We start from the raw sequence: 15,262 nt of genomic DNA, 5'->3' as shown, positions 1-15,262 counted from the left end.
CATAAAAAAACCCGCGATCAGCGGGTTTTTTTATGCTTGCCGGAAAATCAGGCTTCGGAAGCCTTGGCTTTGGCAGCAGCGTCCTTGATCAGGGTCTGCAGCTCGCCGTTCTGGAACATTTCCAGCATGATATCGCTACCGCCAACCAGCTCGCCGGCTACCCACAGCTGCGGGAAGGTCGGCCAGTTGGCATATTTGGGCAGGTTGGCACGGATTTCCGGGTTCTGCAGGATGTCGACGTAGGCGAACTTCTCGCCACAACCCATCACAGCTTGCGATGCCTTGGCCGAGAACCCGCACTGCGGGGCATTCGGCGAGCCTTTCATGTAAAGCAGAATGGTGTTGTTGGCAATCTGCTCTTTGATCGTTTCGATGATATCCATGTAGCACCTCGGCTTAACTTTGCGACGCTGTTGTCGGCACGGTGGCGCATTGTAACGGAAAGCCGAGCAGCGTGCTCGGCCTTACTGTTCCTTACGCGGCCTCCACCTGCACAGGTACGCCATTGAGCGCAGCGTTGCCGGACACCGGGTCGCGAAAGCGCTCGTCGGTCAGGTCGTTGGCACTCACGCCGGCTTGCGCCTGGGCGATCTGCAGGTGCACACCCTGACGAGCATGACCGTAGCCATGGGGCAGGCTGACCACACCGGGCATCATGTCCTCGCAGGCTTGCACCTCGACTTCGAGATCACCCGTACGCGAGCGGATACGCACCCGCTGGCCGTCCTGTAGTTGCCGTTGCTGCAAGTCTTGCGGGTGCATCAACAGCTGATGCCGTGGTTTGCCTTTCACCAGACGGTGGAAATTGTGCATCCACGAGTTGTTGCTACGCACATGGCGGCGGCCGATCAACAGCAGTTCACCCGGTACAGGAGGTGCCAGTTGCGTCAGGCGGCGCAGGTCGTCCAGCAACACCTGGGGTGCGGCTTCGACAGCCTGACTGGCAGTCGCCAGGCGTGCAGCAAGATTGCTGCGTAAAGGGCCCAGGTCCAGGCCGTGCGGATGATCGTCCAGTGTTGCGAGGGAAAGGCGCCAAGGTGTTGCTTGGCCATAGCGCCCCTTGCGCAAGGCCAGATCGATCATCTGCGCAGGCGCCAAGGTCGGCTTCAATTCAAGCCCGGCACGCCTGGCAAACGCCTGGGCCAGGCCGACGAAGATCTCCCAGTCGTGCAACGCCCCGTCCGGCTTGGCCAGAATCGCCCGGTTGAAGCGGGTGACGTTGCGCACGGCCAGCAAATTGAAGGTGCTGTCATAGTGGTCGTTTTCCAGCGACGACGTGGACGGCAGGATGAGGTCGGCATGGCGCGTGGTTTCGTTGATGTAGAGGTCGATGCTGAGCATGAACTCCAGGCCTTGCAGTGCCGCATCCAGCTGACGGCCGTTAGGCGTGGACAGCACCGGGTTGCCAGCCACTGTCACCAAGGCGCGAACCTGCCCTTCGCCCGGTGTAAGCAGCTCTTCGGCCAGGGCCGCCACAGGCAGCTCGCCGCCGTACTCGGGCAAGCCCGACACCCGGCTCTGCCAGGCGTTGAAATGGCCGCCGGAGGTGGCAGCCACCAGGTCGACAGCGGGCTCGGTGCACAAAGCGCCGCCTTCACGGTCGAGGTTGCCGGTTACCAGGTTGATCAGTTGCACCAGCCAGTGGCAGAGGGTGCCGAAGGCTTGGGTCGAAACGCCCATGCGGCCATAGCACACGGCTTTTTCTGCCGCGGCGAAGTCCCGTGCCAGCTGGCGAATCTGCGTGGCGGCAATACCGCAGTGCGTGCTCATGGCTTCGGCGCTGAACGGTGCAAGCGCTTCGCGCACCTGCTGCAGGCCGTTGATCGGCAAGTGCGAACCTTGCGCCAGGCCTTCCTCGAACAGGGTGTTGAGCAGGCCGCACAACAAGGCCGCATCTCCGCCCGGGCGGATAAACAGGTGGGTATCGGCCATGGCCGCCGTTTCGCTGCGCCGAGGGTCCACCACCACCAGGCGCCCGCCCCGGCCAAGCAGGGCCTTGAGGCGCTTTTCCACATTGGGCACGGTCATGATGCTGCCGTTGGAGGCCAGCGGGTTGCCGCCAAGAATCAGCATGAAGTCGGCGTGGTCGATATCCGGAATCGGCAGCAGCAGGCCATGGCCATACATCAGGTGGCTGACCAGGTGTTGTGGCAGCTGGTCCACCGAGGTGGCCGAGAAACGGTTGCGTGTCTTGAGCAGGCCGAGGAAGTAGTTGCTGTGGGTCATCAAACCGTAGTTGTGCACGCTTGGGTTGCCCTGGTAGACCGCCACGGCATTGCGCCCGTGAGCCTGCTGGACCGCCCACAACTTTTCGGCGGCCAGGGCAAAGGCCTCGTCCCAGCCGATGGCCTGCCAACGCTCCCCTACCCGCTTGTGGGGCTGGCGCAGGCGGTCAGGGTCGTTCTGGATGTCCTGCAAGGCGACGGCCTTGGGGCAGACGTGGCCACGGCTGAACGGGTCCTGGGGGTCGCCCTTGATCGAGCTGATTAGCGCCTGCCCGTCAGCTTCATGGCTGACTTCGATGTTCAACCCGCAGATTGCTTCGCACAGGTGACAGGCACGGTGATGCAGGGTCTTGGTCATGGCCGCCTCTGCCTTGTTGTTGTCGAACAGTGACTATGCGCCCGGTCCCAGCCCCCCGCCAGCGCCCTTCGCCGCGTGAATCCACCGACATCAGGCACACGATTTGCGACAGCCATTTGCCAAATTGCCAGCAAGCCCTGTACAACCTCGTGTAGCAAATAAAAAACAGCACAGGCCGCCGGGTGAAGACACCCTTTGCAATCAGGCCGCTGTTCCCCCTTGGCTTCAGGCGACATTTACTTATAGTATTGCGCCTTTCCCTATTTTCGTCCGCCCCGTGCGGCTTACGCCGCAGGTCAATCCCGTTGTCAAAAAAAACCATACGGTCGACCTGCATACCGTTGCAGATAAGGTAGTCAATCATGAGCGCTAGGCACTTTCTCTCCCTGCTGGACTTCACCACCGACGAATTGCTCGGGGTGATCCGCCGCGGCATCGAGCTGAAGGACCTGCGCAAACGAGGCGTGCTGTTCGAGCCCCTGAAGAACCGCGTGCTGGGCATGATCTTCGAGAAATCCTCGACCCGTACCCGCGTGTCGTTCGAGGCTGGCATGATCCAGCTGGGCGGCCAGGCCATCTTCCTGTCGCCACGCGACACCCAGCTGGGCCGTGGCGAGCCGATCGGTGACAGCGCCATCGTGCTGTCGAGCATGGTCGATGTGGTGATGATTCGTACCCACGCCCACAGCACCCTGACCGAGTTCGCCGCCAAATCGCGCGTACCGGTGATCAACGGCCTGTCCGACGAGTCGCACCCGTGCCAACTGCTGGCCGACATGCAGACCTTCCTCGAGCACCGCGGCTCGATCCAGGGCAAGACCGTGACCTGGATCGGCGATGGCTTCAACATGTGCAACTCCTACATCGAGGCCGCCAGGCAGTTCGATTTCCAGCTGCGCATCGCCTGCCCAGAAGGCTACGAGCCGGATCAGCGCTTCATGGCGCTGGGCGGTGACCGCGTACAGATCATCCGTGATGCCAAGGAAGCCGTGCGTGGCGCACACCTTGTGGTTACCGATGTCTGGACTTCCATGGGGCAGGAGGAGGAAACTGCACGGCGCCTGGCGCATTTCGCGCCTTACCAGGTCACCCGCGAACTGCTCGACCTGGCGGCACCCGATGTCCTCTTCATGCACTGCCTGCCCGCCCACCGTGGCGAGGAAATCAGCCAGGACCTGCTCGACGACCCACGTTCGGTCGCCTGGGACGAGGCTGAAAACCGCCTGCATGCACAGAAGGCGCTTCTCGAATTTCTTGTAGAACCGGCTTACCACCACGCATGAGTCAACCCCTACTGCTCAACCTGCGCAACCTCGCCTGCGGCTACGGCGACCAGCGCATCGTCCAGAACCTCAACCTGCACCTGAACGCAGGCGACATCGGTTGCCTGCTGGGTTCATCCGGTTGCGGGAAAACAACCACGCTACGTGCCATTGCAGGTTTCGAACCGGTGCATGAAGGCGAGATCCAGTTGGCCGGCGAGGTCATTTCCCGCGCTGGCTTCACACTGGCCCCGGAAAAGCGCCGCATCGGCATGGTGTTCCAGGACTACGCGCTGTTCCCGCACCTGACCGTGGCGCAGAACATTGCCTTCGGCATCGCCAAGCACCCACGCCAGGCCGCCGTCATCGAAGAGATGCTCGAACTGGTCAAGCTGGGGGGCCTGGGCGGGCGTTACCCGCATGAGCTGTCTGGTGGCCAGCAGCAACGGGTCGCCCTGGCCCGCGCGCTGGCGCCTGAACCGCAGTTGCTGCTGCTCGACGAGCCGTTCTCCAACCTTGACGTGGAGTTGCGTCGGCGCCTGAGCCATGAGGTTCGCGATATCCTCAAAAGCCGTGGCACCAGCGCCATCCTGGTTACCCATGACCAGGAAGAAGCCTTTGCCGTCAGCGATCAGGTCGGTGTGTTCAAGGAGGGGCGCCTGGAGCAGTGGGACACGCCCTACAACCTTTACCACGAACCACAGACGCCGTTCGTGGCCAGCTTCATTGGCCAGGGCTACTTCATCCGTGGCCAGATGAGCAGCCACGAGGCCGTCAATACCGAGCTGGGTGAACTGCGCGGCAACCGTGCCTACATCATGGCGCCCGGCAGTTCGGTGGACGTGCTGCTGCGCCCCGACGATATCGTGCATGCACCCGGCAGCGCGCTGCAGGCGAACATCATCGGCAAGAGCTTCCTGGGGGCATCGACCCTGTACCGCCTGCAATTGCCGACCGGCAGCCAGCTGGAAGCAATCTTCCCTAGCCATAACGACCATGAGGTCGGTGAGGATGTGGGGATTGAGGTGCAAGCTGATCACCTGGTGCTGTTCCCGGTGCCTGGCAGCGTTGCGGCGCAGTTGCCGCAGCAGGAGAATGGCGTGCGTCGGTACAGTTCCGCGACCTGATTGCAGATTCCTGGGCCGCTTTGCGGCCCAGATCTCAGCCTCTGCCGATCCCGGCAAACTTGCCCTGGGTATGCTCGGCCAGCACCGCCGCCGCCAACTCCACTTCCAACCCGCGCCTACCGGCGCTGACATGGATAGTTGCAAAATTTTGCGCCGAGTCATCAATAAAGGTGCGCAGGCGCTTCTTCTGCCCCAACGGGCTGATCCCACCTACCAGATAACCCGTAGCCCGCTGCGCCGCCGCCGGGTCTGCCATCTCGCATTTCTTTACCCCGGCAGCGTGGGCCAGGGCTTTGAGGTCCAGGGTACCCACCACAGGCACCACCGCTACCAGCAACTCCCCCTTCTCGCTGCTCGCCAACAAGGTCTTGAACACTTGCTGCGGGTCCAGGCCAAGCTTTTCCGCTGCCTCCAGACCGTAAGAAGCCGACTTGGGGTCATGCTCGTAACTGTGCACACGGTGTTCGGCGCGATGCTTCTTCAACAGGTCTAGGGCGGGGGTCATGCAAAGGCTCCGGTCTGGGACGGCTCGGCGGCTACTTTAGGACAAATCCCACATCCCAGCCAGCGCACCACAATCGCGCGCCTCTAGTACGGGCATCCGCGGCTGATTTTACGGGCCATTTCGTGACTGGTCGTTCACTTTCGACCTTTGACATCAGCGTTTCTTGTCTATATTTTTTCGCATCTGAACAAATGGCGCACTTTTAAGGTGCGTTTCCTGTATCTGCCCGGGGTCAATGGGGATCGACACCGGGCTTTGCTGTCGAGCGCCACGCGCCTCACAACAAAAAAAACGAGGTCATACATGACGACTGCTCTACGCCAACCCACGCTGTCCAGCCAGTGCCTGGCCGAGTTTCTCGGCACTGCCCTGCTCATCTTCTTCGGCACCGGCTGTGTTGCCGCGCTCAAGGTCGCCGGCGCCAGTTTCGGCCTTTGGGAGATCAGCATCATCTGGGGCGTCGGCGTAAGCATGGCGATCTATCTCACGGCCGGCATTTCCGGCGCGCACCTGAACCCGGCGGTGAGCATCGCCCTCACCCTGTTCGCCGGTTTCGACAAGCGCAAGCTGCCCTTCTACATGCTGGCCCAGGTATGCGGCGCGTTCTGTGGCGCGGCGCTGGTCTACACCCTGTACAGCAATCTGTTCTTCGATTTCGAACAGGCCCATGCGATGTTGCGCGGTAGCGAAGCCAGCCTGGAGCTGGCCTCGGTGTTCTCCACCTACCCGCACCCGTCGCTGTCCACCGGCCAGGCGTTCCTGGTTGAAGTAGTCATCACTGCTATCCTGATGGCCGTGATCATGGCCCTGACTGACGACAACAACGGCCTGCCACGTGGCGCCATGGCTCCGCTGCTGATCGGCCTGCTGATCGCGGTGATCGGCAGCGCCATGGGCCCGCTGACCGGTTTTGCCATGAACCCTGCCCGCGATTTCGGGCCAAAACTCATGACCTTCCTGGCCGGTTGGGGTGAAATCGCCTTCACTGGCGGTCGGGACATACCGTATTTCCTGGTTCCGGTGTTCGCACCGATCCTTGGCGCCTGCCTGGGTGCCGCGACCTATCGCGGCCTGATTGCCCGCAACTTGCCAATGGCACCTGCCGCGAACCCTGAGACAAATGACAATCGCCAGGGCGATACTCAAGCCAATTGATGCCGGCAACACGCACAGCCCTGACCTCCTATTCTTGCAAGGCCTACGACCATGACAGACACCCAGGACAAGAACTACATCATCGCCCTGGACCAGGGCACCACCAGTTCGCGTGCCATCATTTTCGACCGCGACGCCAATGTGGTGGGCACCTCCCAGCGCGAGTTCGCCCAGCACTATCCGCAGGCGGGCTGGGTCGAGCACGACCCGATGGAAATCTTCGCCACGCAGAGCGCGACCATGGTCGAGGCCTTGGCACAGGCAGGCATCAGTCATGCCCAGGTCGCCGCAATCGGCATCACCAACCAACGCGAAACCACCGTGGTATGGGACAAGGAAACCGGCCGCCCGGTTTACAACGCCATCGTCTGGCAGTGCCGCCGCAGCACCGAGATCTGCGCCCAGCTCAAGCGTGACGGCCATGAAGACTACATTCGCGAAACCACCGGCCTGGTCACCGACCCATACTTCTCCGGCACCAAGCTGAAGTGGATCCTCGACAATGTCGAGGGCGCCCGCGAACGCGCCGAGCGTGGCGAACTGTTGTTCGGCACCATCGATACCTGGCTTATCTGGAAGTTCTCGGGCGGCAAGGTGCACGTCACCGACTACACCAATGCCTCGCGCACCTTGATGTTCAACATCCATAGCCTGCAGTGGGACGACAAGCTGCTGGAAATCCTCGGCATCCCGCGGCAGATGCTGCCCGAGGTTCGTTCTTCTTCCGAAGTGTACGGCCATACCAAGAGCGGGATTGCCATTGCCGGCATTGCGGGTGACCAGCAGTCGGCACTGTTCGGCCAGATGTGCGTGGAGCCGGGCCAGGCCAAGAACACCTACGGCACTGGCTGCTTCCTGCTGATGAACACCGGCGAACAGGCGGTCAAATCGTCCCACGGCCTGCTCACCACCATCGCCTGCGGCCCGCGCGGCGAGGTGGCCTATGCGCTGGAAGGCGCGGTGTTCAACGGTGGTTCCACCGTGCAGTGGCTGCGTGATGAGCTGAAGATCGTCAACGACGCCCTGGATACCGAGTACTTCGCCAGCAAGGTCAAGGACAGCAACGGCGTCTACCTGGTGCCGGCCTTCACTGGCCTGGGTGCACCGTACTGGGACCCCTATGCCCGTGGTGCGCTGTTCGGCCTGACCCGCGGCGTGAAGGTGGACCACATCATCCGCGCTGCACTGGAGTCGATCGCCTACCAGACCCGCGATGTGCTCGATGCCATGCAACAGGACTGCGGCCAGCGCCTGTCCGAGCTGCGTGTGGACGGTGGCGCGGTGGCCAACAACTTCCTCATGCAGTTCCAGGCCGATATTCTCGGAACGTGCGTAGAACGCCCGCAAATGCGCGAAACCACGGCCTTGGGCGCTGCCTACCTGGCCGGCCTGGCCTGCGGCTTCTGGAGCGGCCTGGACGAACTGCGCGACAAGGCGATCATCGAGCGCGAGTTCAGCCCGCAGCTGGATGAAACGCAGAAAGAGAAGCTGTACGCCGGCTGGAAGAAGGCCGTCGAACGCACCCGTGACTGGGAAGATCACGAGGCGTAAAGCACATGGGGGCCGCCATGCGGCCCCCATCGTCTACTGGCCGTCATCCCCTTCCTACGGCATCATTGCAGAATTTGTCCGGCTGCCCCAAAGGACCGCCCATGAATCTGCCACCCCGCCAACAACAAATCCTCGAACTGGTGCGCGAGCGCGGTTACGTCAGTATCGAAGAAATGGCGCAGCTGTTCGTCGTGACACCCCAGACCATCCGTCGTGATATCAACCAGCTTGCCGAACTCAACCTGCTTCGCCGTTACCACGGTGGCGCGGCGTATGACTCCAGTATCGAGAACACGGCCTACGCCATGCGTGCCGACCAGATGCGCGATGAAAAGCAGCGTATTGCCGACGCCGTGGCCCGGCAGATTCCTGACCATGCCTCGGTGTTCATCAACATCGGCACCACCACCGAATCCATCGCCCGCGCACTGCTCAACCACAACCACCTGAAGGTCATCACCAACAACTTGCACGTGGCGGCGATCCTGGCTGCCAAAGACGATTTCGAAGTGCTGGTGGCGGGTGGCACGGTGCGCCGCGACGGCGGTGTGGTCGGCCAGGCCAGTGTCGACTTCATCAACCAGTTCAAGGTGGATTTCGCCCTGGTGGGTATCAGCGGCATCGACGAGGACGGCAGCCTGCTCGACTTCGACTACCAGGAAGTGCGGGTATCCCAGGCGATCATCGCCAATGCCCGGCAAGTGATCCTTGCCGCGGACTCCAGCAAATTCGGACGCAACGCCATGGTGCGTCTGGGCTCGATCAGCTTGGTCGACTGCCTGGTGACTGACCAGGCGCCTACCCCTACCCTCACTCAGTTGCTGAACCAGTACAAGATCCGCCTCGAGGTGGTTTGAGGGCTGACGGGTGCTTGTCGCAACATTTTTGGCGCCTGTGAGATCGAGCGCCGCGCGGGCGGCGCTCGATCTCACAGGCGCCAAAAATGTTGCGGCATGCACCCGCCAACCTCAAACCATACCGCCGAAATTTTCGAAAATGTTCACTTTATTGTCATCTGATCAGTTTTTTCTATAAAGACTGACTGGCGACGGGCTTTCTGTTGCGCTAGTATTTTCGGAAACGAACATAAATGTTCATATTCGATGTGAACAGCCTCAGGAGGCCTTGCCCGTGTCCCAGCCCGTTTCGTCCCAGCCACCACTCGCTGACTGCTATGACCTCGCCGTGATCGGCGGTGGCATCAATGGCGTGGGCATCGCTGCCGACGCCGCCGGGCGCGGCTTGAAGGTGTTCCTTTGCGAAAAGGACGATCTGGCGCAGCACACCTCGTCGGCCAGCAGCAAGCTGATTCACGGTGGCTTGCGCTACTTGGAGCACTACGAGTTCCGCCTTGTGCGCGAAGCCTTGGCTGAACGCGAAGTGCTGCTGGCCAAGGCACCGCACATCGTCAAACCGATGCGTTTCGTTCTGCCCCATCGCCCACACCTGCGCCCGGCCTGGATGATTCGCGCCGGCCTGTTCCTGTATGACCACCTGGGCAAACGCAAGCGCCTGGGGGCCTCGCGCAGCCTGCGCTTTGGCCCGGGTTACCCGCTCAAGCCGGCGATCACCCGCGGCTTCGAATACGCCGACTGTGCAGTGGACGACGCGCGGCTGGTGGTGCTCAATGCCATGGCCGCCCGTGAGCATGGCGCGCACATCCATACCCGCACCCGCTGCCTGCGCGCAGAGCGCGTAGACGGCGTATGGCAGGTCGAATTGCAGCATGCCGATGGCACCCTGCAGAGCATTCGTGCTCGCGCCCTGGTCAACGCCGCCGGCCCATGGGTCGCCAGTTTCATCAAGGACGACCTCAAGCTCGATGCGCCGTACGGCATCCGCCTGATTCAGGGCAGCCACATCATCGTGCCGCGCCTGTACGAAGGGGAACATGCCTTCATCCTGCAGAACGAAGACCAGCGCATTGTCTTCTGTATCCCTTACCTGGACCGGTTCACCCTGATAGGCACCACGGACCGCGAGTACAGCGGCGACCCTGCCAAGGTGGCGATCACCGAACAGGAAACCGACTACCTGTTGAAAGTGGTCAACGCGCACTTCAATCATCAACTCAGCCACGGTGATATCCTGCACACCTACTCCGGCGTGCGCCCGCTGTGCAACGATGAATCCGACAACCCGTCTGCCGTCACACGTGACTACACCCTCGCGCTTAGCGCAGCGTCTGGCGAGGCGCCATTGCTGTCGGTGTTTGGCGGCAAGCTGACCACCTATCGCAAGCTGGCGGAGTCGGCCATGAGCGAACTCAAGCCGTTCTTCAGCCAGATGGGCAAAAGCTGGACTGCCGACGCACCATTGCCCGGCGGTGAAGACATGAGCACGCCCCAGGCATTGGTCGAAGCGCTGCTGGCACGGCATCAATGGCTGGCAGTGGACATCGCCAAACGCTGGGCGGTGACCTATGGCAGCCGCACCTGGCAACTGCTGGACGGCGCACAGGGCCCGGAAGACCTGGGCCAGGCCATGGGGGGTGGCTTGTTCACCCGCGAAGTCGACTACCTGCGTGCGACCGAGTGGGCCGTCACCGCCCAGGACATCCTGTGGCGGCGCAGCAAACTTGGCCTGTTCACCAGCCCCAGCGAGCAGCGGGCACTGGCCGATTACCTGGCTCAAGGCGACGCCCGCAGCAACGCCGCCTGAACCGCCCGGGCGACCGCCAGCCGGTCGCCCCCTCCCCTTAGGCTTCCCGCTGGTACGCCTCACGGGCCAATTCCAGGTACAGTTCGCGCTCTTGGGCATTGAGCGACTCCATCAACGCAGCGGCGCGCTCCAGATAGCGCTGCTCGCCCGCTTCTGCGACCTCGCGCTCGGCCTGCTCCAACTGTTCATGAAAGGGAGCAGCCAGCGCTTCGAAGCGCTCCAGGTAACGGGTACGCACATGCTCTTGCCAGAAATCGCGCTCCGCCAGTGCGCGGCTGAGCACCTCGATGTTCTCTCCCGCCAGCACTTCAGCGCCCGCACGCCGTACCTGGGTTGCCGTCACACGGCTGTGTTCGGGGTAATTCATGTGCCCAGGTTGCGCTGGCAGCCCAAGCCGCTCAGCCAGGTTGACGCGGTAGGCGAGGTAAACCTCGATATCATCCACGGCAGCGTAAGGGTCACGGCGCAGCTCCTGAATATGCCGGGCGGCGATGCTGTCCACCTGATCCAGGCGATACAGGGAACGCCCCAGGGGCAGCAATGCCTGTTCGGCCTGGATGGCAGAACCGTTACCGGGCGAACTCAGGGCAATGTGGGCCCTGACTTCCAGCTGACTGAGAATCAGCAGCAGCCGGTCCTCACAGGTCCGGCGCCCTTGGGTCTGCCAGAACACGGCTTCGCGTACGTCGGTGTTGTCGGTACACAGCTCCAGAATCCGCCATACCCTTGCTCGGTAATAGCGCGGGTGTTCGATGAAGTCGTCAGAGCCGGCGAAATCTGCCAGAAAACGAAACAGGTCTGCCGACTGCGGCTCCTCGGCCAGCTGGGTCCAGATCTGCATGCGCCGGGTGCGTACCGCCTCGCTTGCACTTCCCAGCCATTCCTCAAACGTGCCGACATCGGCAATGGCATGATGATAGGAGCTGCTGCGGTTGACCGGCGAATCGCTGAGGCTACTGGCAATCGACGCCTCGCTCGCTTCGTCCAGAGGGTTGTCATGCAGCGACAGGCGTTGCAGACGGGCGCCCAGTGTGCGCAGATGCCCGGTGACCTGGCGGATCTGGTTTTCCCGCATGTCCACCAGGCCACGCCACGGCATCGCAGCTTCATCGGGCAAGGTTTGCAGCCCGGTTGCGCGCAGCGATACCTCACGCAAGTGGCGCAAGCTTGAAAGGTCAGGCACCTGACCCAACGGGTTGTAATTCAGGTCGAGCACCTGGAGTGACGTGAGGCTGGCCAGCCTTTGGCTGCCTGGGGTATCGACGATGATCTGGTTACCCGCCAGATGCAGGCTGCGCAGGCCGGTAAACTGCTCCAGGCCAACCGGCAAACGGGTCAACTGGTTGTTGCGCAAGTCGAGTTCGCGAAGGTGAGTGAACCTGCGCAGAAAATCCTCTTCGATCTGCTCAAGGGCCATATTGCGCAACGTCAGGCGCCGAACATGGCCAAAGTCGATGTCCGCCGGCAAGCTCGGCAGGCTGCCCACTTCTTCGCCGTCGATATGCAGTGAAAAATCGTCACCGGCGAGGCCAGCGGTCTTGCGCCGCCAGGTCCGCCGTATCTGGTTGGCCACACGTTGCCTGCGCAGCCCGTCCATGAAGCTCACGCGCTGGCGTTGCCAGGTGTCCAGCGCCTCGCGCAAACTGTGCAGCTGCCGCTGAAGCTGGCTGAGGTGGTCCCACAGGCCAACCCCGCGGTCCGCAAGATTGCGCAGATAAGCGTCCAGCTGTGCGTCAGTCAAGGTCGGGAAAATGTCATGGATGCCGCTACGGATTGCCCGCCGGCTACTTTCGCCCCCTCCACTGAGTGCATAACCGACGCGGCTGTCGATTCGCAGCGGCGGACGATAGCGTTCTGCAATAGGCGTCAGCCCCATCAACTTCGCCGTTCTTTCCCGATCCGCACTGGCCAGACGCGCAATCCGGTCGCCGAGTTCATGCGCCGTGAGCTGGCTTGCGCCAAGCATGGCCTGCTGCCCCGCGTCCAGCGTGTGGATCAGGCATGGCAGAAAGCCCTGGCCCAGTACCGGGGCGCGGGCATCGGCCAATTGATAACCCTGTTCGGTGTGGATGATGGTTCTGATATCAGTTGCGTTGACGTCCCCGCTGGCGGTTACCAGACGCCCCCCCGCCTCACCCAGGCGCAACTCGATACGCATCGAAGCCGGCCAAGGGGCCCGATGAGCAATCCATCCCAGTATCACACGCTGCGTATCGGCATTTACTGCTCCTTCGTGCTCGAATCCCATCAACGCACGGTCCACCCGGCTCTCGCGCAAGAACCAGCGGGCACGCTCGGCCAAGACCAGCGGCACCCGGCCACTGTCCAGCAATGCCTTGATCTGTGCCCCACTGGCCAAGGCAAGGATCTCTTCGGCGCCACGCACCGACAAGCCGGGGAAGACCTTGATCAGCGAAGCCCCCGCAACCGATGCCTTATCTTGCCCGGCGGCCAGCTCTCGTTCGAATGCGCGCCCCTGCAAATGAGGCTCCGACGCATGGAGCTCGTAGCGTTCATGGGCATCGCGCAGGCGCGCAGGGCCGGGCTGACCTTGCAGGTGCAAATGGCGCAACTGCTCGTGATCCAGGCCGGTGATACGCAGGAGCGTTTCAGCCTGTTGGTCAGGGATTTGCGCCAGGGCGCCGTCAAACCTGCGCATCAGCGCACCACCACCCTCCAGGTAATGAGCAGAAGGCGGCCAGTGCGCCAGCCTGGCCCGGCCCTCGCCCTCGTGTAGGGGCCTCAACGCATCGACAAAGGGCACACGTTCGAGCACACGGCTTACGCCCACATGCACAGCGCCCACCACGGCGCCGGCCGCCAGGTTCTGCGCCACGCCCATGAGGTGATCGAGCGCCCCCTGACGGTCGCCGAGGCGCCAGTCCTCATAGCCTTTGTACACCTCGCTGACCACATCCACCGCTGCCACGGCGAACATCACCTCGCCCAGTACCGGAATGAACAGTGCCGCCAGATTCAGTGTATCGAGCCCTGCACTCTTGAGGACCTCCAGCCGCTCATGGCGCTCGATAGCGGCCTCGTCAGCGGTCGGCACCGCCAGGATTCTTGCATCATCGAGCATCTTGTCTACCTGCAAGCCACGCAGGTAGGCAAAAAGCGGTGTCTCGATGGCGAAATGCCGTCCATCCAGAACCGCGGGTGCCTGCGCACTGCTCGCCGCGATCAAGCGCTCAAGGGTTGCCGTGAAGGTCGGCCTGTCCCGTTCGCTGATGAAGCGACTGAAAAACCAGCGGTAGTGGGGCGCGCGCATGCGCTTGGCCAGCCACAGGTAAAAAGCCTCCCAGGAAGCGTGCTTGGCCACCGCTCGCTGCGGGTCCAGGGGGATCCAGCTGACGATGCCTTCCAGCGGCCCGTCGGCGTGTTCGCGCAACTCCAGTGTGACCACCCCATGGATACGCTTGCCCAGCAGGTACAACTGACGCGGTGTGACAACGCCAGTGACCGCAGGCACGACAGGTTTGGCGGCGAACACAGGCAACAAGCGCAGGTAGTCGACCTCGTCCAGCTCGGACTTGATGCGGGCCATGCGCACCGCAACATCCATCTTCGCCCGCAAGCTCTCTTCAAGCATGCGCTGCACCGCTTCCCGGGCCAGGTTTTCAGGCGCTGGCGGCCGGCTTTTCGGGAACAGCTGGGCGCGCAACTTTTGCTGGTACTGCCCACCGATATCGAGTTTCCGGCAGCAGCGGGCAAACGCCTCATAGGTCAGCGCCAGCTTGCTCCCCTGCGCGTCCTGCAGGTGGGCACGCCGCATGAATGACGGCACGGTATCGGCTTCGTGGAAGTTGTGCAGCGCGGCCGTGAGTAAAGGTTGCACGCTGTAGAGCGTGCGCCAAGGCGTATGCAGGCGTGGCGCAGCGCTGGGCATCGGCACATCATCCTCGATGTACACCCGCATGCTGCGCACATCGACGTCGGCCAGCCCCTCGGCGCGCAATGCCGGCTCGAGCACCTGTGTGGCAAAGGCCTCCAGGCTGGGTATGCTGGCCAGCGTTTCCTTTACACGTTCGGCTGCTGCCTGCTGAGTGCGCAGCGCCCGGTGCAAGGTCAACAGAAGGTCGGCATCGGCCGTTTTCAACCAATCCGCCATCTGGCGGGCAATGAAGGCGTCGACGGAATCAGAAGGTATCGGGATCACGGACACGGCAGGAGCTCCACAAGATGAAGCTGCAAGCTCAACAGCTCGCCTTAAGTGGCGGGTGTTACTTAATGCTGGCGCACCGCGGTCAGAGCGCCGGCATTCGTTCGGATAGCCGAACGCGATACCGCCCCTCGTTCGGTAATCCGACAACAGAAGAATGCTCAAAAACCTTCATACAGGGTTCATGCCCAGGCTTTGCGCGGGGTTATGATCATTGGCAGGGCTTGGCACGACTCATGCTCTACACTTGGTAGCC

10 protein-coding genes are annotated in these 15,262 nt (G+C 62.3%); 6 read left to right on the top strand and 4 right to left on the bottom strand.

Translation table 11 applies throughout. The features are described from left to right. Positions 1-47: 47 nt before the first annotated feature. Positions 48-383, bottom strand: a complete 336-nt coding sequence (gene grxD / locus ACK1VC_RS14325) for a Grx4 family monothiol glutaredoxin (protein ID WP_016488783.1) — start codon at positions 381-383, stop codon at positions 48-50. A gap of 91 nt (positions 384-474) precedes the next feature. After that, positions 475-2,583 carry a molybdopterin-dependent oxidoreductase gene (locus ACK1VC_RS14320; RefSeq protein ID WP_191086908.1) on the bottom strand — a complete coding sequence of 703 codons (2,109 nt, stop codon included), beginning with the start codon at positions 2,581-2,583 and terminating at the stop codon, positions 475-477. A 362-nt stretch (positions 2,584-2,945) separates the two neighbouring features. On the opposite strand from ACK1VC_RS14320, the gene argF reads away from it, so the two are divergent. Together argF and ACK1VC_RS14310 are read left to right on the top strand one after the other, a co-directional pair. After that, on the top strand, positions 2,946-3,866 hold the full coding sequence (gene argF, locus ACK1VC_RS14315) for an ornithine carbamoyltransferase (RefSeq protein WP_016488785.1): 921 nt from the start codon (positions 2,946-2,948) through the stop codon (positions 3,864-3,866). Then, on the top strand, positions 3,863-4,972 hold the full coding sequence (locus ACK1VC_RS14310; protein WP_016488786.1) for an ABC transporter ATP-binding protein: 1,110 nt from the start codon (positions 3,863-3,865) through the stop codon (positions 4,970-4,972). The genes argF and ACK1VC_RS14310 overlap by 4 nt, the downstream gene beginning before the upstream one ends. A 34-nt stretch (positions 4,973-5,006) precedes the next feature. Here the strand turns inward: ACK1VC_RS14310 and ybaK are convergent, their stop codons facing one another. After that, positions 5,007-5,477 (bottom strand): Cys-tRNA(Pro) deacylase, encoded by a 471-nt coding sequence (gene ybaK / locus ACK1VC_RS14305; protein ID WP_016488787.1) that lies wholly within the window; start codon positions 5,475-5,477, stop codon positions 5,007-5,009. 303 nt (positions 5,478-5,780) lie between these two features. Between ybaK and ACK1VC_RS14300 the strand changes: the two genes are divergently transcribed. From ACK1VC_RS14300 to glpD, 4 genes are all read left to right on the top strand, one after another. Further along, positions 5,781-6,632: an MIP/aquaporin family protein gene (locus ACK1VC_RS14300; protein ID WP_016488788.1), complete on the top strand. Its 852-nt coding sequence runs from the start codon at positions 5,781-5,783 to the stop codon at positions 6,630-6,632. Between the two features lie 51 nt (positions 6,633-6,683). Continuing rightward, entirely contained in the window at positions 6,684-8,183 is a 1,500-nt protein-coding gene (gene glpK, locus ACK1VC_RS14295) for a glycerol kinase GlpK (RefSeq protein WP_016488789.1), read from the top strand. 101 nt (positions 8,184-8,284) lie between these two features. Then, positions 8,285-9,040 (top strand): DNA-binding transcriptional repressor GlpR, encoded by a 756-nt coding sequence (gene glpR / locus ACK1VC_RS14290; protein WP_016488790.1) that lies wholly within the window; start codon positions 8,285-8,287, stop codon positions 9,038-9,040. A 274-nt stretch (positions 9,041-9,314) separates the two neighbouring features. Beyond that, positions 9,315-10,844 carry a glycerol-3-phosphate dehydrogenase gene (glpD, locus tag ACK1VC_RS14285; protein WP_016488791.1) on the top strand — a complete coding sequence of 510 codons (1,530 nt, stop codon included), beginning with the start codon at positions 9,315-9,317 and terminating at the stop codon, positions 10,842-10,844. A 37-nt stretch (positions 10,845-10,881) separates the two neighbouring features. Here glpD and ACK1VC_RS14280 read toward each other — a convergent pair whose 3' ends face one another. Beyond that, a complete protein-coding gene (locus tag ACK1VC_RS14280) occupies positions 10,882-15,009 on the bottom strand; it encodes an NEL-type E3 ubiquitin ligase domain-containing protein (protein ID WP_191086909.1) in 4,128 nt (1,375 codons plus the stop codon). Between the last annotated feature and the right edge of the window lie 253 nt (positions 15,010-15,262).

Source organism: Pseudomonas sp. XP2 (genome assembly GCF_053557975.1).
The sequence above is the reverse complement of the archived record's forward strand: the minus strand, read 5'-3'. Positions and strand labels throughout refer to the sequence as shown.

Coding starts and splice junctions, on each gene's coding strand:
- ybaK (WP_016488787.1), bottom strand. CDS start 5,477: ATGACCCCCGCCCTAGACCTGTTGAAGAAGCATCGCGCCGAACACCGT.
- ACK1VC_RS14310 (WP_016488786.1), top strand. CDS start 3,863: ATGAGTCAACCCCTACTGCTCAACCTGCGCAACCTCGCCTGCGGCTAC.
- glpK (WP_016488789.1), top strand. CDS start 6,684: ATGACAGACACCCAGGACAAGAACTACATCATCGCCCTGGACCAGGGC.
- ACK1VC_RS14300 (WP_016488788.1), top strand. CDS start 5,781: ATGACGACTGCTCTACGCCAACCCACGCTGTCCAGCCAGTGCCTGGCC.
- grxD (WP_016488783.1), bottom strand. CDS start 383: ATGGATATCATCGAAACGATCAAAGAGCAGATTGCCAACAACACCATT.
- glpR (WP_016488790.1), top strand. CDS start 8,285: ATGAATCTGCCACCCCGCCAACAACAAATCCTCGAACTGGTGCGCGAG.
- argF (WP_016488785.1), top strand. CDS start 2,946: ATGAGCGCTAGGCACTTTCTCTCCCTGCTGGACTTCACCACCGACGAA.
- ACK1VC_RS14320 (WP_191086908.1), bottom strand. CDS start 2,583: ATGACCAAGACCCTGCATCACCGTGCCTGTCACCTGTGCGAAGCAATC.